This is a genomic window from Rhizobium sp. TRM95796 (genome assembly GCF_025779995.1).
Taxonomy (GTDB): domain Bacteria; phylum Pseudomonadota; class Alphaproteobacteria; order Rhizobiales; family Rhizobiaceae; genus Rhizobium_E.
In genome coordinates, this window is record NZ_JAOXHE010000010.1 from 200,617 (window position 1) to 220,060 (window position 19,444).

The following is a 19,444-nucleotide window of genomic DNA, read 5'->3' on the forward strand; positions in this document are numbered from 1 at the left end:
TGACAATCATTCGATCGTCATCCTGGGGGAGCGGATCATGGATTTGTCTGAGCGCATCGAAATCGGAATGCAGCTGTCCCTGAAACTTGCAACCGCCAATGGCTGCCCCCCGAAACTCGCCGCCGCCATGCGTCACGCGGTCTTTCCCGGCGGCGCCCGCATTCGGCCGCGCATTTGCCTGGCGGTCGCACTAGCCTGCGGCGATCGCGACCCCAAAGCAGCGACAGGCGCCGCTGCGGCGATCGAGCTTCTGCATTGCGCCTCGCTCGTGCATGACGACATGCCCTGTTTCGACAATGCCGCCACCCGCCGCGGATTGCCCTCGGTTCACGCCGAATTCGGCGAGGAGATCGCCCTTCTGGTCGGGGACGGCTTGATCGTCGCGGCTTTCGAGACTGTGGCGCGCGAAACCGTGCAGGCGCCCGCCCTCACCGCGCCGTTGATCGCCATGATCGGCAAGGCGGTCGGTTCGCCCTATGGGCTGGTCGCGGGCCAGGCCTGGGAGAGCGAAGCGGAAATCAATATCGACCAATATCACCGCGCCAAAACGGCCTCGCTTTTTGCTGGATCCGTCTCGACAGGCGCGCTCGCCGCCGGCGGCAATCCGCAGGACTGGTTGACGCTCGCCGATGCGCTCGGCTCGGCCTATCAGGTCGCCGACGATCTCTATGACGCCATCGGCGACAGCGGCAGCATGGGCAAGCCGGCGGGCCAGGACAGACGCAACGGCAAGCCCAACATCGTCCGGTCGCTGGGGCTCGAAGGCGCGCTCGGGCATCTGCGCAGCCTCGTCGACAAAGCGGCGGAGAGCGTGCCGGATTGCGCGGGCCAGGAGCAGTTCCGCGCCATGATCCGCAATGAAGCGATCAGGCTGATGCCGAAAAAGCTCGCCGCGAGCGCGGCCTAAGCCGGCTCGGGAAGGAACAAGACCATGGCGGCGCCCTCGGAGATCCGGATCGAGCCCGCGCATGCCGCGGTCGCGCCGTCTCTTGCCGTGAGGTTTCGCCTCTGGCGCAATCGGCTGGTGGGGTCGACCGATTTTCGCCGCTTGATCGCGCGCGTCCCGGTGTTGCGGGCGCTCGGAAACCGCAAGGCCAACGCCCTCTTCCGCCTCACCGGCGGCTTCATCTCGTCGCAACTGCTGCTCGCCGGCGTCAGGCTCGGCCTGTACGAACTCTTGCGCGACAAAGTCCTGAGCGCCGTCGAAATCGCCCATCGACTGAACGTGCCGCCGACCCGCATGCGCACGCTGCTGAACGCCAGTGCGGACCTCGGCCTGTTGATCGAGATCGAGCCCGATCTCTGGGCGCTCGACGACGCCGGAACCGTGATCGCCTCCGATCCCGGCGTGGCGGCGATGATCCGGCATCACGACATGCTCTATCGCGACCTGCTCGAACCCGAACAGTTGTTCCGCGAGGGAGCCGGCAATACCGAACTCGGTCGCTATTGGGCCTATGCGCGCGGCGGCGATCCCGGCGCCCTGCCGCCGATGGCCGTGGCCGACTATTCCACCCTGATGCGCCATAGCCAGTCGATGATGGCGGATTGCATTCTCGCCGCCCATGACTTCAGCCGCTATCGCATGCTGGTCGATGTCGGCGGCGGCGACGGCGCCTTTCTCACTGCGGCGGGCCGTCGCCATCGGAATTTGAAACTCGGCCTGTTGGATCTGCCGGCCGTGGCGGAACGGGCCCGCATCCATCTCGCGGCGGAAGGGTTCGCCGCGCGCAGCCAGGTATTCGGCGGCGATTTCTGCCGCGATCCCGCGCCTGCGGACGCCGATTGCGTCACGTTGATCCGCATTCTGTGCGACCACGATGATGACCGTGTCCGCGTGCTCCTCGACAATCTACATCGCTCGCTGCGCCCCGGCGCCCGGATTCTGGTTGCGGAGGCGATGAGCGGGCCCTCGGCGGGCGCGCGATTGGCCTCGGCCTATTTCGGCGTCTATTTCCTGGCGATGGGATCGGGCCGCTGCCGCAGCGCCGACGAGATCTCAGACCTGCTCACCGAGGCCGGTTTTCAGGCTGCCAAGACAGTCTCGACCAGCAATCCTCTCATCGCGACCCTCGTTTGCGCACAACGTTGACACATTGGACGCGATAAAAGTGTAAATAAGATTTGACACTTTTATCTGTCAACATAATATGACAGTCGGAGACGGGAGCTCCTGTGTCTGGGGAGGCACGCACATGAAGACGTCAGCGGTGATATTCGAGAGACCAGGCGAGGTTGCCCTCCGGCAGCTGGCGCTGAACGTTCCCGGCCCTGACGATGTCGTGATCGAGGCCATCGCAAGCGGCGTCTCGACCGGCACCGAGAAAATGCTCTTCAACGGCACGATGCCCGCATTCCCCGGCATGCGCTATCCGCTGGTCCCCGGCTACGAAACGATCGGGCAGGTCATCGAAGCCGGAGCGGTATCGGGACGCAAGGAAGGCGACCTCGTCTTCGTGCCCGGAGCCAATTGCTTTGCCGACGCGGCGGGGTTGTTCGGCGCCACAGCGTCGCGTCTGGTCGCGCCTGGCGCACGCACGTTCAAAATCGATGCGGCGATGGACGAAGACGCCATCCTGTTGGCGCTCGCCGCCACCGCTCATCATGCCGTGAAGCGGGCGCGTGGGGCAGTCGGCCTCGTGATCGGTCACGGCGTTCTGGGACGCCTGATCGCCCGGATGGTGATCGCGCTCGGCGGCGAGCCGCCGATCGTCTGGGAAAAGGCCGCGGCGCGGCGCGGGGGCGGCGAAGCCTATGCCGTCATCGATCCCAGCGACGACCATGCCTCTCGTTATCTCACCGCCATCGACGCCAGCGGCGACGTTGCGGTGGTCGATGCCGTCATCGCGCAATTGCAGCGTCCCGCTGAACTGGTTCTGGCAGGCTTTTACGGCGAGCGGATCGGCTGCGCCTTCGCCCCCGCCTTCATGCGCGAACTCACACTCTCCATCGCCGCCGAGTTTCGGCCTGAAGATGTCGAGGCCGTCCTCGCGCTCGTCGACCAAGGGCGGCTGTCGCTCGAAAACCTCATCACGCATCGCGCCGCGCCCGAACAGGCGGAGACGGCCTACCGGACCGCATTCATGGATACGACCTGCCTGAAAATGGTGATCGACTGGAGGAACGCCGCATGAGCCTTGATCTCGACATCGACGACTCGCGCCTGCAGGAGCACCTCCGCGATGAAGCCGCCATCGAGCCCGATCCGCCCGTAGTCGGAAAGGTGACGAAGGAAACGCAGATCATCGCGATCTATGGCAAGGGCGGCATCGGCAAGAGCTTCACGCTCGCCAATCTCTCCTACATGCTGGCCCAGCTCGGCAAGAAGGTGCTGCTGATCGGCTGCGACCCGAAGAGCGACACGACCTCGCTCCTGTTCGGCGGCCGCGCCTGCCCGACGATCATCCAGACGGCGTCGCGCCGCAAGGAAGCCGGACTGGAGGTGTCGATCTCCGACGTCTGCTTCAAGCGTGACGGCGTCTTCGCCATGGAGTTGGGTGGGCCGGAAGTCGGCCGCGGCTGCGGCGGCCGGGGCATCATCCACGGCTTCGAGGCGCTGGAAAAGCTCGGCTTTCACGACTGGGACTTCGACTATGTCCTGCTCGACTTTCTCGGCGACGTCGTCTGCGGCGGCTTCGGCCTGCCGATCGCCCGCGACATGTGCCAGAAGGTCGTGGTGGTCGGCTCCAACGACCTGCAATCGCTCTATGTCGCCAACAATGTCTGCTCGGCGGTGAAATATTTCCGCAATCTCGGCGGCAATGTCGGCGTGGCCGGCCTCGTCATCAACAAGGACGACGGCACCGGCGAAGCCCAGGCTTTCGCCGAAGCGGTCGGCATTCCCGTGCTCGCCTCGATCCCGCAGCACGAGGACATCCGCCGCAAGAGCGCCAATTATCAGATCATCGGCACGCCCGAGTCCCAATGGGGGCCTCTGTTCGAGGCGCTGTCGATCAATCTAGCCGAAGCGCCGCCGGTGCTGCCGCGCCCGCTCGATCAGGATGGGCTGCTCGGCCTGTTCGACGCCAGCGAAACGGGCGCCGACTACACGCTCGTGCCGGCGACGGCTGATGACATGCGTCCGACCGGCGCGATGACGCGCCCGTCACTCGAAGTCATCTACGATACGGTTTGAGAGCGAGACCGCCATGGATGACCATCGCAAAGAATTTGAAGCGGAGAGAGACCGGGAGATCGCAGCCCGGGAACTCGATCTGCCTCCGGCCGAAGACGCCGGCTGTCACAACGGCGCCGAACGCTCCAAAGCCGCCGCGCGCGCGGCCGGCGCCGGCGCGTTGATGGATCGGTTGGAAGCAGACTACCCCAAAGGACCCCATGACCAGCCGCAATCGATGTGCCCGGCTTTCGGGTCGCTGCGCGTCGGCTTGCGCATGCGCCGCGTCGCCACGATCCTGTCGGGCTCGGCCTGCTGCGTTTACGGCCTCACCTTCACATCGCATTTTTATGGGGCCAAGCGTTCCGTCGGCTATGTTCCGTTCAGCTCCGAAACACTGGTGACCGGCAAGCTCTTCGAGGACATCGTCGAAGCCGTGCATCAGATGGCCGATCCTCAAAAATATGACGCCGTCATCGTCACCAATCTCTGCGTCCCTACCGCCTCCGGCGTGCCGCTGCAGATGCTGCCCCGCGAGATCGACGGCGTGCGCATCGTCGGGATCGACGTGCCCGGCTTCGGCGTGCCGACCCATGCCGAGGCCAAGGACGTGCTCTCCGCCGCGATGCTCAGCTATGCGCGGCAGGAGATCGAGGCCGGCCCCGTGCAGCAGCCGCGCAGCGGCTTGGCCGACAGACCGACCGTGACGCTCGTAGGCGAGATGTTCCCCGCCGATCCCGTGGTGATCGGCCGCATGCTCGAGCCGATGGGACTGGCTGTCGGGCCGACCATTCCGGTGCGCGAATGGCGCGATCTCTATGCCGCGCTCGATTGCGCCGCCGTCGCCGCCATCCATCCCTTCTACACGGCGACCTTCCGGGAATTCACGGCGGCCGGCCGCAGCATCGTCGGCTCCGCCCCGATCGGGCTCGACGGCACGGACGCCTGGCTCTCCGCCATCGGCCGGACCTGCGGCGTGCCGCAAGCGAGGATCGACCAGACCCGCAACGCCATGCGCGGCGCCATTTCCGCCGGCCTCGCCGCCAATCGCATCAAAGGACGCATCACGCTTTCCGGCTATGAAGGCTCCGAACTGCTGGTCGGCCGTCTCCTCGTCGAGCTCGGCGCAGATCTGCGCTATGTCGGAACGGCCTGCCCGAAGACGCCCTTTAACGCTGAAGACGCCGACTGGCTTGCCGCCCACGGCGTGACCGTCCGCTTCCGCGCATCGCTGGAGCAGGACATCGCCGCCTTCGAGGAATATCAGCCCGATCTCGCCATCGGCACGACGCCGGTGGTGCAGAAGGCCAAGGAAGCCGCGACGCCAGCGCTCTATTTCACCAATCTGATCTCGGCCCGCCCGTTGATGGGGCCGGCCGGTCCCGGCTCCCTGGCCTCGATCATAAACGCCGCCATCGCCAACAAAGCCCGCTTCGAAGCCATGAACGCGTTTTTCGAGGGCGTCGGCGATGGCGACACGGCCGGCATCTGGCGTGAGACGCCCCAGGATCGCAGCGCCTATCGCAAGAAATACGCCGCCAAGATCAAGCAGTCGCGCAATGCGGTCGAGAATGGGGATAGCGTCGGATGCTGATCTTCGATCATGACAGAGCCGGCGGCTATTGGGGCAGCGTCTACGCGTTTACCGCGATCAAGGGCCTGCAGGTCATCATCGACGGCCCGGTCGGCTGCGAAAACCTGCCGGTGACCTCCGTGCTGCACTACACGGACGCGCTGCCGCCGCATGAACTGCCGATCGTCGTCAGCGGCCTGTCGGAAGACGAACTCGGGCAACATGGCACTGAAGGCGCGATGAAGCGCGCCCGTCTGGCCCTCGATCCGGATCTGCCGGCCGTGGTCGTGACAGGCTCGATCGCCGAGATGATCGGCGGCGGCGTGACGCCCGAGGGCTCGAATATCCTGCGCTTCCTGCCCCGCACGATCGACGAGGACCAATGGCAGAGCGCCGATCGCGCGCTGAAATGGCTCTGGACGGAATTCGGCCCGAAAGGCGGCAAAGTTCCTGCACCACGCCGCCGGCCTGACGGGGCCAAGCCCCGGGTCAATATCATCGGCCCGACCTATGGCGTCTACAACATGCCGTCCGATCTGGCGGAGATATCCAGGCTCGTCGAAGGGATCGGCGCAGAGATCAACATGGTCTTCCCGCTCGGCAGCCATCTCGACGACGTCCGCAAGCTCGCCGATGCGGACGCCAATATCTGTCTCTATCGCGAATTTGGACGCCTGCTCTGCGAATCCCTCGACCGTCCCTATCTGCAGGCGCCGATCGGCATCCATTCGACCACCGCTTTCCTGCGCTCGCTCGGCGAGATGCTCGGGCTCGATCCGGAACCGTTCATCCTGCGGGAAAAGCACACGACCCTGAAGCCGCTCTGGGATCTCTGGCGCTCGGTCACGCAGGATTTCTTCGCCACCGCGAGCTTCGCAGTCGTCGCCGGCGAGACCTATGCGCGCGGCGTGCGCAATTTCCTCGAAGAGGAAATGGGATTGCCCTGCGCCTTCTCAGTGGCGCGCAAACCCGGCGCCAAGACCGACAACCAGACCGTCGCCGATCTCGTGGCCGCCAAGCCGCCGATGGTGATGTTCGGCTCGTTCAACGAGCGCATGTACATGGCCGAGCGCAGCCAGCGCGGCAAATTCATCCAGCTTTCTTATCCCGGCGCGATCGTCCGCCGCCACACCGGCACGCCAGTGATGGGCTATTCGGGCGCGTCCTGGATGATCCAGGAGATCTGCAACGCGCTGTTCGACATGCTGTTCGAAATCCTGCCCAAAGCCAGCGAACTCGACGCGATCGAGGCGACCGCCGCGCGCCGCAGCGGCGAACTGCCCTGGGCGGCCGCCGCGCAGGACGCGCTCGACCGGCGGATTTCCAATGAGCCGGTCCTTGTCAGGATCTCGGCCGCCAAGCGCCTGCGCGATGCGGCGGAACGCGAGGCGCGCCTCGAAAACGCGGCCGAGGTCGCCCTCCGTCACGTCGATGGGGCGGCCAAGCTGGCGGGAGCCTATGCATGATAACGACAGTCGAGATCCGTCCAGAGACGGCCAGGAGGTGACAGCATGCTTTCCCCGACCCAGTCCAAGACATTCGAACATGTCCTGCGAGAAAGACGCTCCGAGCGCGCGCAGATGCGGCAACTCTTCCTGATTTCCTACCCGTTCTGTCTGGCCGCGGCGATCGCCAAACGGCTCGCAGCCCAGTTCGACGAAGGCGCGGCGCGCGCCGACCAATCCGTTTTCGCCGAAGCCCGCTCCGCGGCCTATGCGGCTGTCGGTTATGCGTTCCACGCATGACCTTCCTGGTTTGCCGGTGTTCTCGACACCGACAAAAGCCCGGTTCGGCCCGAAAAGGCTTGACCGGAACCCCGCCGCGGGGGCGCCGCGGTGTTCGAGACTAGGAGGTGAATTTGATGGCTGACACATCAAACGTCTCACTTTCGGGTCTTACCGAAAGCGAAGCGCGCGAGGTCCATGGATTCTTCATCCAAGGCTTTTTGATATTCACGGCGATTGCGATCGTCGCGCATATCCTGGTCTGGATGTGGCGTCCCTGGATCCCGGGACCCGAAGGTTATGTCTCCCTGGAGAACATCAACCACGCGGCCCAGGCGCTTCTTCCGATGCTGGCGTAAGGGGACCGCGACATGTGGAGAATCTGGCTGATGTTCGATCCGCGCAAGGCGCTGGTCGCACTCTCTGTCTTCCTGTTCACGCTCGCCATCCTGATCCATTTCATCCTGTTGAGCACGGACCGGTTCAATTGGCTCGAGGGTAAACCCCTCAAGACCAGCGCGATCGAAACGTCCGTCTCCTGGGGCGAAGGGCAGCGGTTCGTCAGTTGAAGCCAAGACGGCAGCGGGCGTGGCCGGTTCCTCCGGTCTCGCCCGCCGCCAATTCCCAACGAACCGACATCGCCAATGAGCTGACCGCTCTGGAGGATACGTAAATGGCGCTGCTGAGTTTTGAACGCAAATATCGCGTGCGAGGCGGAACGCTGATCGGCGGCGACCTCTTCGATTTCTGGGTCGGCCCCTTCTATGTCGGCTTTTTCGGCGTCACCACCGCCTTTTTCGCGACGCTCGGCACGGCGCTGATCATCTATGGCGCGGCCATCGGTCCGACCTGGAACATCTGGCAAATTTCGATCGCCCCGCCCGACCTTTCCTATGGCCTGGCGCTCGCGCCGCTCAAGCAGGGTGGGCTCTGGCAGATCATCACCGTCTGCGCTCTCGGGGCCTTCGTCTCTTGGGCACTTCGCGAAGTCGAGATCTGCCGCAAGCTCGGCATCGGCTATCACGTTCCCTTCGCCTTTTCCGTCGCCATCTTCGCCTATGCGACGCTGGTGGTGTTCAGGCCGCTGCTGCTCGGCGCCTGGGGCGCCGGCTTTCCCTATGGCATTTTCAGCCATCTCGACTGGGTGTCGAATGTCGGCTACCAGTATCTGCACTTCCACTACAATCCCGCCCATATGATCGCCGTGTCCTTCTTCTTCACGACGACGATGGCGCTGGCGCTGCATGGCGGGCTCATCCTGTCGGCGGCCAATCCGGGCGCGTCGCTGGACGAGCCCGGTCAGCAGGCCGAGGTGAAGACCCCGGAATATGAAGACACCTTCTTTCGCGACATCATCGGCTATTCGATCGGCACGCTCGGCATCCACCGGCTGGGCCTGATCCTGGCGCTGAACGCCGGCTTCTGGAGCGCCGTCTGCATCGTGATCAGCGGACCCTTCTGGAACAAGGGCTGGCCGCAGTGGTGGAGCTGGTGGCTCGATCTGCCGATCTGGCGCTGAGGGGGATCCGACAATGGCGCAATATCAAAACATCATCACGCCCATCCAAATCAGCGGACCTGCGGAAGAGGGAATGCCCCTGCCCCGCGGCGACAGCCCCCGCACCGGCAAGCCCTTCTTCGTGCGACTGTTCGGCCGGATCGGCAACGCTCAAATCGGGCCGATCTATCTCGGCTATCTCGGAACTTTGTCGCTGGTCTTCGGCCTCATCGCCTTCGAGATCATCGGGCTCAATATGTTCGCATCGGTGGGCTGGGATCCGATCCAGTTCGTCCGCCAGCTTTTCTGGCTCGGGCTCGAACCGCCGCCGGCGAAATATGGGTTGAAGATCCTTCCGCCGCTCGCCGAGGGCGGATGGTGGCTGATCGCCGGCTTCTTCCTGACTCTGTCGGTGCTGCTGTGGTGGGTTCGCGTCTACCGCCGCGCCCGGCAGCTCGAACTGGGCACGCATGTCGCCTGGGCCTTCGCCTCGGCCATCTGGCTGTTCCTGGTGCTGGGCTTAATCCGCCCGTTGCTGATGGGCAACTTCGCCGAAGCCGTGCCGTTCGGAATCTTCCCGCATCTCGATTGGACCGCAGCGCTGTCGATTCGTTACGGAAACCTCTACTACAACCCGTTCCACTGCCTCTCGATCGTGTTCCTTTATGGCTCGGTGCTGCTGTTCGCCATGCATGGCGCGACCATCCTCGCCGTGGGCAAATATGGCGGCGAGCGCGAACTCGAGCAGATTACCGACCGCGGCACCGCGTCGGAACGCGCGGCTTTGTTCTGGCGCTGGACGATGGGTTTCAACGCGACGATGGAATCTGTGCACCGTTGGGCCTGGTGGTTCGCCATCCTGACCCCGCTGACCGGAGGCATCGGCATCCTTTTGACCGGCACCGTCGTCGACAACTGGTATCTCTGGGGCGTCAAGCATGGCCTTGTGTCTCCGCTGCCGGTCATGTGGCCCGGCGTCATCGATCCGGCGAAATGAGGGAGAAGGACAATGAGACTCTGGATTCCATTCGCGATCTCCGCCGGGACGCTGCTCACCATCGCCAGTTTCGTCGGCGCGGGCTGGGATGCGCCGCCGGTCGCCGGGGAGCAGATCGGCTATCGCGGAACTGGCATGGCTCACTACCGCGATATCGAGACCGAAGAAGCCCTCAGAGCGGCGAATGTCGCGCCGCCGGCGCCCTATGAAGCCGATCCGAGCGGCGACAGGGCCGGCGCGATCTATGAGAATGTTCAGGTGCTGAAGGATCTCTCGGACGATCAATTCAACCAGTTCATGGCTTCGATCACCGAATGGGTGGCGCCGGAGGCGGGCTGCAATTACTGCCACAATCCGGAGAACATGGCATCAGATGAAGTCTACCAGAAGGTCGTCGCCCGCCGCATGATCCAGATGACGCAGGCGATCAATGTCGACTGGAAACCCCATGTCGCCGAAACCGGCGTCACCTGCTACACCTGCCATCGCGGCAATGGCGTGCCGAAACAGGTTTGGTCGACGCGCCTCGAACCGAAGCCGGCGGGCAACATGACCCAGAACCGCCAGGGCCAGAATGTGGTGGCGCTTTATGCCGGCAAGACGTCGCTGCCGCAGAACGCGCTGATGGACTATCTCGTCCACGACAAGCGGATCCGCGTCCATTCGACCTCCGCCCTGCCGACCGGGACCAACAAGGCCGGCACCAAGGAGACGGAAAACACCTGGGCGCTGATGATGCATATGTCGGAATCGCTCGGCGTCAACTGCGTCACGTGCCACAATTCCCGCGCCTTCAACGATTGGGACCAGAGCCCGCCGCAGCGCGTGACGGCCTGGCACGGCATCCGCATGGTGCGCGATTTGAACAACAATTATATCGAAGGCCTGACGCCGGTCTTCCCGGCCAATCGCAAGGGTCCCGAAGGCGATGTGCTGAAGATCGGCTGCGCGACTTGCCACAACGGCGTGCAGAAGCCGCTCTACGGCGTGTCGATGCTCAAGGACTATCTCGACGCGCTCGCCAAAAAGGGACCGACCACGGTTCCGGATTATTCGGCCTACCAGCCTGGCAAGAGCTGAGGCGAGCCGCAAATCTGCCGGGCGCCGCATATCATAGCGGCGCTTTCAACAGCACAGTTGGATCATCGACGATCTTGGCAGATTGTCTTGAAGGGGCCCGAAAGGCTCCTTTTTCTTTGCGCAAAACGGTCTGTTCGGCAGCGTGCGCACGGAAGGCGACGCGTTGCGTTGTCCATCTGGAATGGGAATGTCGGGGTTCAGGACGCTCTGGCGGCCGGCGCGAAGACGAGGCCGGGGAACCGGTGGAGATAGATACGGAACCAGGGCGTGAAGGCTTCGGGTCGGGCTTCCGCCTCGGCGAGCAGATCCGCATGCGAAATCCAGCGAGTCTCTTCGACTTCGTGCGGATCCAGAGCCAGATCGATGGCATGGCGATCGACGGCGGCGCTGAACAGCGTCACCCGCTCGTGCTCACGCAATCCGTTGCCGACCTCGGCTGCGTAATCGACCGTCTGATGGCGCGTGAGCGGAACGGAGAAGCCGAGCTCCTCACCGAGGCGGCGCGCGGCGCACGCCTCCAAGGTTTCGCGCCAATGCGGATGGGTGCAACAGGTGTTGGCCCAGAGCCCGCCGCAATGATATTTCCCGATCGCCCGCTTTTGAATCAAGAGGAGGTCGCCGTCGAACACGAACACGGAGACCGCCAGATGCAACTGGCCCAGGACATGGGCTTTCATCTTCTCGATCGGATACAGAGATCCATTGTCGGCGATGGCCGGAATGAAGATCGAGTTGCGGTTGAACCCCATCGGGCCTTTCCTTTCCTGCGGCGCGCCGTGGGCTGCAACGGGTCAGGCGACCCGGCGCGCCAGCGCGCATTGCGCCCAGAGCGACGACAAGGCGTCCGCCATATGACGAATATCGTCGTCCGAATGCAACGGGGTCGGCGTGATACGAAGCCGCTCCGTTCCCACCGCGACCGTGGGATAGTTGATCGGCTGCACATAGACGCCGAACGTATCGAGCAGGATATCGGAGATCCATTTACATTTGGCGGCGTTGCCGACCATGACCGGCACGATATGGCTGGGATTGGCCATGTGCGGAATGCCTCTCGCATCGAGGGCGGCGCGGACCTTGGCGACCGCGCGCTGGTGGCCCCTGCGTTCGGCCTGGCTTTCCTTGAGGTGGCGGATGGACGCCGTGGCGCCGGCGGCGAGCGCCGGCGGCAACGCGGTGGTGAAGATGAAGCCGGAGGAGAAGGAGCGGACGAAATCCACCAGCGTGTTCGAGCCGGTGATATAGCCGCCCATCACGCCGAATGCTTTTCCGAGCGTGCCCTCGATCACCGTCAAACGATGCATCAGCCCCTCGCGCTCGGCGACGCCGCCGCCGCGCGGACCGTACATGCCGACCGCATGAACCTCGTCGAGATAGGTCATAGCCCCGAATTCGTCGGCCACGTCGCAGATTTCGCGGATGGGCGAGATGTCGCCGTCCATCGAATAGACGGATTCGAAGGCGACGAGCTTCGGCAGCGCAGGATCGTCGGCCGCCATCAGCTCGCGAAGATGGCGATAATCGTTATGCCGGAAGATCCGTCGCGGACAGCCGGAATGCCGGATGCCTTCGATCATCGAGGCATGGTTCAGCGCATCGGAATAGACGATGATGCCGGGGATCTTCGACAGCAGCGTGCCCAGCGCCGCCCAATTCGACACATAGCCCGAGGTGAAGATCAGCGCAGCTTCCTTGTCATGCAGGTCGGCCAGTTCGCGCTCGAGCTGGACGTGGTAGTGATTGGTGCCGGAAATGTTGCGCGTTCCGCCCGCGCCCGCGCCGCATTTGCGGATGATCTCGGTCATGCGTTCGGTGACGACGGGACTCTGGCCCATGCAGAGATAATCATTGGAGCACCAGACGGTCACCTCCCCCGTTTCGCCATCGCCGTGATGGATGGTGGCTCTGGGAAAGGCGCTGCATTGGCGTTCCAGTTCCGCAAAGACCCGATAATTGCCGGCGGTCCTGAGCTCACCGAGAGCCTCTTCCATGTGCTTGTGAACATCCATCATCTTTTTCTCTCCCGTCTCTTGTCTCAACTCTAATGTCGTCGTCGCCGCCGGCTGCTCCCTGAGGAACAGGCGGCGTCTATCGTTTGGCGGAACTTCCGCCCGGCCTGCCCTGCCGCCCCGTTCCAGGCACCGCCCAGCGCCAGAGCGCGAAGTCCGACACAGGCACCACCAGGATGATGTGTTCGAGGATCGCGAGCGCCGTGAAGGTCGCGAGCAGGATGTGGCCGACCACCGAATGATCCTGCGTTGCGCGGCTCGCGCCGACCACAAGGATGGCGAAAAGGCTCGTCGCCGTCGCCATCATCAGCGGAAACAGCGGCGTCAGTCGGTCGGTGTTGAAATAGCTCTTCAAATGCCGGATCCGCTTCGGCATCAGTTCACTGACCGCATGCGGCGCTCCGAAGAAGATCAGGAGTTTGGCGGAAATCCGCATGCCCCAGAGCAGGCCGAAGGCTGCGAGACCGAAGAGATTGTCGCTTCCCGACAGCGCGAACCAGAGACCCAAACCCGTCAGCAAGATCGCGATCTCGTGGTCGCAGATCGCCTCCCAAGCGGCGCGGAACCGCGCGAAGCCGGCGAGACCGGGCGGGCAATCGCCGGCCCGGCGGCCGATCAGCGCGCCGGTCAGAAACGCCGCCTCATGCCAGGCCCAGACCAGAAGCGCCCCGAAGAAGCCGGAATAGGAGCCGAGCGGCGTGCGCTCCTGCGCGCCGAACAGCATCATGCCGAAGCCGATCGCGCCGATCACCGTCATCAGCAGCATCACTTGCATGGGGCGCCAGCCGCCCCGCCCGGTGCGATGAACCATGGCCAGCACGAGCCCCGTCGACAGCCACCAGACGCCGATGGCGATCAGAACGACAGTGACGGGGTGTGTGAGCGCCATCACGGCCTACCAGACCGGCTGCAGGCGCGACGTGGCCGGGATCGTGTTCGATATGGTGGGGATCGCATACATCCGCACGAAGTTGACAGTCGCGGCTGCCGACCACCAGGCCTTCTTCAGCTGTCCTGTCAGACCGCCTTCGGCCCGCGCCGCCATCACCCGGCAATTGATGCGCTCCATCCGCCGGAAGCCTTCTCGCAGCGCCGGATTGTCGAGATCGAGCACCAGCGGGAAGCATTGCCGCGAGATTTCCGAGGTCAGCCTGAAGACGCGCATGTCGTAATCGTCGATGTCGATGCCCATGGCGTCGTGAAAAGCCGGCCGCATGTGATCGCGAACATACATCGTCGCGAAGACGGCCAGAAGGAAGAACTTGATCCAGAGCTTGTTGACGCCAGACATCAGCCGCTTGTCGGAGCGGATGATCAGCGAAAACGCCTCGCCATGCGAGAACTCGTCATTGCACCACTGCCGGAACCATTTGAAAATCGGATGGAAGCGCCTATCCGGATGCTGCTCGAAATGGCGGAAGATGGTGATGTAGCGCGCATAGCCGATCTTCTCGGACAGATAGGTCGCATAATAGATGAATTTGGGCTTGAAGAAGGTGTATTTCTTGGCCTTGGCGAGGAAGCCCATATTCACGCCGATGCCGAAATCCTTGAGCGCGTCGTTGATGAAGCCGGCATGGCGGGATTCGTCGCGGCTCATATAGCCGAACAATTCGCAGATCTCCTGGTTCTTGCCGCGCCGCTTCATCTCTTTGTAGAGCACGCAGCCGGAGAATTCCGATGTCAGCGAGGAGACGAGAAAGTCGATCAGCTCCTCGCGCAGGTCGGCGGGAAGCGCGTCGATATCGATGTCGTTCCATTCTTCGTTGCGGCGGAAATGACCGCGATTGGGGTCGCTGCGCATCTGGGCGATCAACTGGTCCCATTCGCCTCGCACCGGCTCGACATCGATCTTGTCCATCTCGTCGAAATCCGTGGTGTAGAAGCGCGGCGTCAGCATGGTCGAAACCAGCGCGCTGCGCGTGGTGTCGTTGACCGTGGACAGTCGCTCCTCGATCGTCGGCTCATGATCCTGAAGGTCGGCTTTAGAAACATGGTTGTTCATGACAGCGCCCTCTCCGTGAAGCTGAATTCGCACAGTTCCATCATTTCGAGATCGCCGGTGGCGCGGGTCCAGACCCGTTCCAGCGCGCCGGCGCGGGTGATCGTCGCTTTGCGGCGGAAGCTGTGGCATTCGCCATAGGGGATCTGCACCGGCGCGCCATGCACGAGCACCTCGTCGCCGGGATGGACGATCACGCCGTTGTCGAAGCGCAGATGCGCGCCCAGCGCCTCGAAAGTGTTGTTGAGTTCGACGGTGCAATCGACGAGCTCTCGCCGACGCATCAAGGCAAAGACGGGGTTCATGGACGTGTTCCTCCCTGAGAGTCCAGAAGGGCCGCGAATGCGGCCGCATTGTCGCGACCGAAGGCTTCGAGATAGATGCGTTCGCCGGTGGCGGTGTCGGACAGGCTCACGCGGCCGGTGTCCCACTTGATGATCCTGTAGGCCGCGCCGTTCGGAACGGCCGCCACCTGCCGCATGCGTTCGAAGGCGCGGAGAGAGCCGCGAACGAAGCCGCCAGTGTCTTTCGGATAGGTCGCGATCGCCTTGCCGCTGGCCGCGTCGTTGACGACGACGGCGTCTCCGGGCGCGCGGGAGATGATTATGTCGCGCATGGCGACGGGGCGACCGGCCTCCTGGCGCACAAGCCCAAGACCGGTTGCCTGACCGAAAAGCACGGCAGACGCCGCGAAGACGACGAGACCGATCGACGCCGCCAAGATCGCCGGCGGAAGCCGGTTGGTCTTGCGGCCCTGTCGGGCGTCCCAATATCCAAGTCGGAGCGACGATCGCATGGCTCCCTCCTATTCCGCCGCCGCGACGTGGACGGGCGCAGATACGGCCTCGTCGATCACGGTCAGGCGCGGATGCGCGGAATGAACGCTGCAATACCGGCCATAGGCGAGCGCAAGCACTTGGGCGACGGCTTCCGCATCGGGCAGGCAGATGAGGCTCGGCTCGGGTGTACTGAAGCGCCAGCCCCGGACATGCGGCCACTGGACAAGCCAGGACAGGCGATAACCGGGAACCAGCGCAATCGCGATCGTGCCCGCCTTGCCGCCCAGCCTGCCGAGCGAGACGCTATGAAATTGCTTGAACGGCATGTTCAGCGTCATCGACAGCGCCACGCCGAAGCGCATCACCACGCGTTCGCTGGTGATGGTGTAGAGCGTAGTCTTCTCGACGCCCCAGGCGAAGAGCTCGATCAGGCCGAGCAGCAACGCCGCGAGCGCGGTCAAAATGGCGATCGAGAAAACGATGCCGCCAAGTGGTTGGCCGTCCGACAGTCCCGAGACGCCCGCCCAGAGCGCAAGAACGAGGAAATAGCCGCCGATCCAGACGCTCTTCAGACAATGACGCGCCACGAGCCTGGCCGACGGGCGGCCTTGCCAGAGGATCTGTTCACCCTTCGGCAGCTCGCTCGGCAAACCCGGGACGGGCTCGATCTCGTGCTCTCGCGTGACGAACTGTTTCACAGCAGCGACTCCTGTCGTTCGCGCAGCGCATAGAGGAGGCCGCCGCCGTAATAGGCAGCGATCTTGTCCTCTTCCCTGAGCGTGATCGTGTCCATATTCGCCGTCGCCGGGACTTCGGCGAACTGGGCCGAGGTGATGGCGTGGACATAGAGCTGGCGGGCGCGCAGATTGCTCTGCACCACGACGAAATTATTCGGCAAGAGCACGTTGCGCACAGCCTCGCCTAAGCCGATCTCCACTTCGTAATAGCGGATCAGCTGTTCGGAGCGATCGACCCAGACGTCGACGACCGTTCCGGCCTGTTTCCGGTCACAGCCGATGACCGGCAGACCGCGCGGGTCCGTCTCGCCCTCGGCGATCGCGAAGCCCTCGGCCAGACGCAGCGGCACGATCCGGGCGTCGCCATGCGCCGTCACATCGGGCCTTTCGGCGCGTTCGGCCCAGGAGCCAGGACCGATGCCGGCGAGCATCGGATTTCCCACCGGTTCGATCGGATAGCCCGGCGCCTTGGCGAAACGCCGGGCGGCGAGCGGACGGGTGTCGCGGACGAAATCCGGAACCTGCTTGGAGCCCTGTCCATGCGGCAGGACGAAAGTCTTCTTCGGCGGCACGAACAGGAAGGGATGCCTGTTGTAGCGTCCCGAGACATCCGCTTCGAGCGGATAGCCTTCGCGACGATCCTCCTGCCTGAGATACCAGACGAGGCCGGCGAAGAAGACCCAGAAGGCGTAGAGCACCACCTGGGCCACATCGAGATTGCCGCCGAGAGATCCGATCATCATTGTCCCTCCAAGAGATGGCGCGCGCCGGCTTTCAGCCGGGCAGTTCCGCCAGGCCAAAACGCATGTCACTGTCGTGATCCGCCCGCTGGTAACGCCGCCCCGTCAGGGGACCGATCACCGCCAGGCAGACGAAGAGAAGCAGAATTTCAACGCCGTACACGACGAGATAGCCGGACGCGCTCGTCGCCATGGCCTCGCCCAAAACGCCGTTGAGCGCCAGCATGTTGACCATGTTCTTGATTACGCCTGCGGCGAGCAGGCTGCAGCCGATCGCGGTGGCCTGGACCGCGCCCCAGGCGCCGACCACGATGCCGCTCTCCGAACGATCCGAGATCGCCATCGCCGCCAACAAGGTGCCGACGGCGAAGAGGCCGCCGCCCAGACCCACGCAGCCCGCCCCGGCATAGAAGAGCCCCTGCAATTCGAGCGGCTCGGCGAGAATGATGGCCGAAAAGGCGACGATGCCGATCAGCAGACCGCGTGCGGCGATGCGATACATCGGCGCGCCCCGCTGGAGGCTATGCGCCGCCCAGGCGAAACCCGCCATGGCGCCCAGTGCCCAGAGCCCCGTCAACAGGGTCGTGCGCCCCACCGACATGCCGAGTATTTCGCCGCCATAGGGTTCGAGCAGGATATCCTGCATCGAAAACGCGGCCGAGCCGATCGCGACGGCGAGGAGCAGCCGCACCGTGCCAGGATCGCTGCGATAGGCGTCGAGAGCCTCGAAGAAACCGGTGAGGTCGCGATCCGGGGCCGTCGCCCGCGGGTTGCGCGCCTCCTGCTTCCAGATGGCGATCACATTGATGACGATGGTGAACAGCGCCGTGCCCTGAATGACCTGGATCAGTTGTTTGGGCGAAAAATCGACGAGCGCGATGCTGTAGAAGGCCGAGGCGCCGATCATGCCGACGAGCAGCATGACATAGAGGAGCGCCACGACCCGCGGGCGCTTTTCAGCCAGCACGAGATCGCTGGCGAGCGCCAGGCCCGCAGTCTGCGACATATGCATGCCGAAACCGGTGAGGATGAAGGCGATGCAGGCGCCGACCACCCCCGCCCATTCCGGCCCCACCGTCTGCGATTGAAGCAGCAGCAGCGCAAAAGGCATGATGGCTAACCCGCCGAATTGCAGCAGGCTGCCGAGCCAGACATAGGGCACGCGCCGCCAGCCGAGCACGGATTTATAGGTGTCGGACCTGTAACCGAAGATGAGTCGAAGCGGCGCGGCGAGAACCGGAATGGCGATCACAGCCGAGACCAGTTCGACGGGCACATCGAGCTCGACGATCAGCACCCGGTTCAGCGTGCCGTTCAGAAGCACCATCACGCAGCCGGCCGACACCTGAAACAGCGCCAATCGCAACAGCCTCGACAGCGGCATGTCTTCCGTCGCCGCATCTGCAAAGGGCATGAAGCGCACGCCCAGCCGCTGCCAGAGACCGATGAGCCTGCGATTTGCGGCGCCGACGCTCATGACCGTGACACCTCCATGGCCTGAGAGGTGTAAAACCCGATCGCGATCCTCTGGCTGCGGCCCATCGACCACGCGGCCATGTCGGGCTTGGCGACGAGGTCGCCGACGAGGCCCTTGGCGTCGACCGGATAGATCGACGGCGAGCGGTTGCCGCGCGGGAAGACGCGCCCCGCCGCCAGCATGGTGCGCAGCAGGCGCGAGCCGGGGGCCAGCGTGAAGATCAGCTTGCGCGAGGTGCGGGCGGCCATCTGCTCGAGGAGACGGCTCGCCTGCGCCGGGCGGTAATGAATCAGGACGTCCATGGCGACGATGGCGTCGAAGCGGCCATGGCGGGGGTCGAGCATGTCGCCGCTCTCAAAACGCACCGAGCCATGGCGCGGGCCGCCGGCGGCATGGCGATCGAAGGCGCGCTGGCGGGCGAACGCCACCATCTGCGCCGACAGGTCGATGCCCAGCACATCGGCGCCGCGCTCCATCAGCTCCATCGCCAAGACCCCTGAACCGCAGCCCGCGTCGAGAATGCGCCAGCCGGTCAAATCCTGCGGCAGCCAGTCGACCAGCGTCCGTCGCATCGCATCGCGGCCCTTGCGCACGGTGGCGCGAATGCCGCTCACCGGCTGGTCGCCCGTGAGCCTCTTCCAGGCGTCGAAGGCCGTCCGATCGAAATAGTGCTCGATCTCTCCGGTCCTGCGCGTGTAGTCGGCCTGCGTCATC

General features: G+C 64.1%; 22 protein-coding genes. 12 read left to right on the top strand and 10 right to left on the bottom strand.

Annotation, left to right across the window (positions count from 1 at the left end):
* The first annotated feature begins 37 nt into the window (after positions 1-37).
* The 12 genes from OCK01_RS20720 (at position 38) to pufC (ending at position 10,986) form a co-directional block, all read left to right on the top strand.
* The gene (locus OCK01_RS20720; RefSeq protein WP_263825588.1) at positions 38-907 is read left to right on the top strand and encodes a polyprenyl synthetase family protein; all 870 of its coding nucleotides are present in this window, start codon (positions 38-40) and stop codon (positions 905-907) included.
* A 24-nt stretch (positions 908-931) separates the two neighbouring features.
* Complete coding sequence (locus OCK01_RS20725; RefSeq protein ID WP_263825589.1) at positions 932-2,092, top strand: acetylserotonin O-methyltransferase; 1,161 nt, start codon at positions 932-934, stop codon at positions 2,090-2,092.
* Positions 2,093-2,195: 103 nt separating this feature from the next.
* Complete coding sequence (bchC, locus tag OCK01_RS20730; RefSeq protein WP_263825590.1) at positions 2,196-3,134, top strand: chlorophyll synthesis pathway protein BchC; 939 nt, start codon at positions 2,196-2,198, stop codon at positions 3,132-3,134.
* Complete coding sequence (locus tag OCK01_RS20735) at positions 3,131-4,135, top strand: chlorophyllide a reductase iron protein subunit X (protein ID WP_263825591.1); 1,005 nt, start codon at positions 3,131-3,133, stop codon at positions 4,133-4,135. Before bchC ends, OCK01_RS20735 begins: the two co-directional genes overlap by 4 nt.
* A gap of 13 nt (positions 4,136-4,148) precedes the next feature.
* Positions 4,149-5,708 carry a chlorophyllide a reductase subunit Y gene (gene bchY / locus OCK01_RS20740; RefSeq protein WP_263825592.1) on the top strand — a complete coding sequence of 520 codons (1,560 nt, stop codon included), beginning with the start codon at positions 4,149-4,151 and terminating at the stop codon, positions 5,706-5,708.
* Positions 5,702-7,153 (top strand): chlorophyllide a reductase subunit Z, encoded by a 1,452-nt coding sequence (gene bchZ, locus OCK01_RS20745; protein ID WP_263825593.1) that lies wholly within the window; start codon positions 5,702-5,704, stop codon positions 7,151-7,153. Before bchY ends, bchZ begins: the two co-directional genes overlap by 7 nt.
* A 45-nt stretch (positions 7,154-7,198) precedes the next feature.
* Positions 7,199-7,432 (top strand): hypothetical protein, encoded by a 234-nt coding sequence (locus OCK01_RS20750; protein ID WP_263825594.1) that lies wholly within the window; start codon positions 7,199-7,201, stop codon positions 7,430-7,432.
* A gap of 116 nt (positions 7,433-7,548) precedes the next feature.
* Positions 7,549-7,770, top strand: a complete 222-nt coding sequence (pufB, locus tag OCK01_RS20755) for a light-harvesting antenna LH1, beta subunit (protein WP_182829770.1) — start codon at positions 7,549-7,551, stop codon at positions 7,768-7,770.
* Positions 7,771-7,782: 12 nt separating this feature from the next.
* A complete protein-coding gene (gene pufA, locus OCK01_RS20760; RefSeq protein ID WP_263825595.1) occupies positions 7,783-7,980 on the top strand; it encodes a light-harvesting antenna LH1, alpha subunit in 198 nt (65 codons plus the stop codon).
* Between the two features lie 104 nt (positions 7,981-8,084).
* Entirely contained in the window at positions 8,085-8,930 is an 846-nt protein-coding gene (gene pufL / locus OCK01_RS20765; protein ID WP_263825596.1) for a photosynthetic reaction center subunit L, read from the top strand.
* A gap of 13 nt (positions 8,931-8,943) precedes the next feature.
* Entirely contained in the window at positions 8,944-9,906 is a 963-nt protein-coding gene (pufM, locus tag OCK01_RS20770) for a photosynthetic reaction center subunit M (protein ID WP_263825597.1), read from the top strand.
* Between the two features lie 12 nt (positions 9,907-9,918).
* Positions 9,919-10,986, top strand: a complete 1,068-nt coding sequence (pufC, locus tag OCK01_RS20775) for a photosynthetic reaction center cytochrome PufC (RefSeq protein ID WP_263825598.1) — start codon at positions 9,919-9,921, stop codon at positions 10,984-10,986.
* 197 nt (positions 10,987-11,183) lie between these two features.
* Here pufC and OCK01_RS20780 read toward each other — a convergent pair whose 3' ends face one another.
* The 10 genes from OCK01_RS20780 to bchM form a co-directional block, all read right to left on the bottom strand.
* Complete coding sequence (locus OCK01_RS20780) at positions 11,184-11,735, bottom strand: isopentenyl-diphosphate Delta-isomerase (protein WP_263825599.1); 552 nt, start codon at positions 11,733-11,735, stop codon at positions 11,184-11,186.
* Positions 11,736-11,777: 42 nt separating this feature from the next.
* The gene (gene hemA, locus OCK01_RS20785; protein ID WP_263825633.1) at positions 11,778-12,995 is read right to left on the bottom strand and encodes a 5-aminolevulinate synthase; all 1,218 of its coding nucleotides are present in this window, start codon (positions 12,993-12,995) and stop codon (positions 11,778-11,780) included.
* A 79-nt stretch (positions 12,996-13,074) separates the two neighbouring features.
* The gene (puhE, locus tag OCK01_RS20790; protein WP_263825600.1) at positions 13,075-13,884 is read right to left on the bottom strand and encodes a putative photosynthetic complex assembly protein PuhE; all 810 of its coding nucleotides are present in this window, start codon (positions 13,882-13,884) and stop codon (positions 13,075-13,077) included.
* Positions 13,885-13,890: 6 nt separating this feature from the next.
* On the bottom strand, positions 13,891-15,000 hold the full coding sequence (acsF, locus tag OCK01_RS20795; RefSeq protein ID WP_263825601.1) for a magnesium-protoporphyrin IX monomethyl ester (oxidative) cyclase: 1,110 nt from the start codon (positions 14,998-15,000) through the stop codon (positions 13,891-13,893).
* Positions 14,997-15,302 carry a hypothetical protein gene (locus OCK01_RS20800; protein WP_263825602.1) on the bottom strand — a complete coding sequence of 102 codons (306 nt, stop codon included), beginning with the start codon at positions 15,300-15,302 and terminating at the stop codon, positions 14,997-14,999. The genes acsF and OCK01_RS20800 overlap by 4 nt, the downstream gene beginning before the upstream one ends.
* A complete protein-coding gene (gene puhC, locus OCK01_RS20805; protein WP_182829764.1) occupies positions 15,299-15,793 on the bottom strand; it encodes a photosynthetic complex assembly protein PuhC in 495 nt (164 codons plus the stop codon). The genes OCK01_RS20800 and puhC overlap by 4 nt, the downstream gene beginning before the upstream one ends.
* Before the next feature lie 9 nt (positions 15,794-15,802).
* On the bottom strand, positions 15,803-16,474 hold the full coding sequence (puhB, locus tag OCK01_RS20810) for a photosynthetic complex putative assembly protein PuhB (RefSeq protein ID WP_263825603.1): 672 nt from the start codon (positions 16,472-16,474) through the stop codon (positions 15,803-15,805).
* Complete coding sequence (gene puhA / locus OCK01_RS20815) at positions 16,471-17,253, bottom strand: photosynthetic reaction center subunit H (RefSeq protein WP_412179052.1); 783 nt, start codon at positions 17,251-17,253, stop codon at positions 16,471-16,473. The genes puhB and puhA overlap by 4 nt, the downstream gene beginning before the upstream one ends.
* Before the next feature lie 34 nt (positions 17,254-17,287).
* On the bottom strand, positions 17,288-18,730 hold the full coding sequence (locus OCK01_RS20820; RefSeq protein WP_263825605.1) for a BCD family MFS transporter: 1,443 nt from the start codon (positions 18,728-18,730) through the stop codon (positions 17,288-17,290).
* A complete protein-coding gene (bchM, locus tag OCK01_RS20825) occupies positions 18,727-19,443 on the bottom strand; it encodes a magnesium protoporphyrin IX methyltransferase (protein WP_263825606.1) in 717 nt (238 codons plus the stop codon). The genes OCK01_RS20820 and bchM overlap by 4 nt, the downstream gene beginning before the upstream one ends.
* Position 19,444 lies beyond the last annotated feature (1 nt).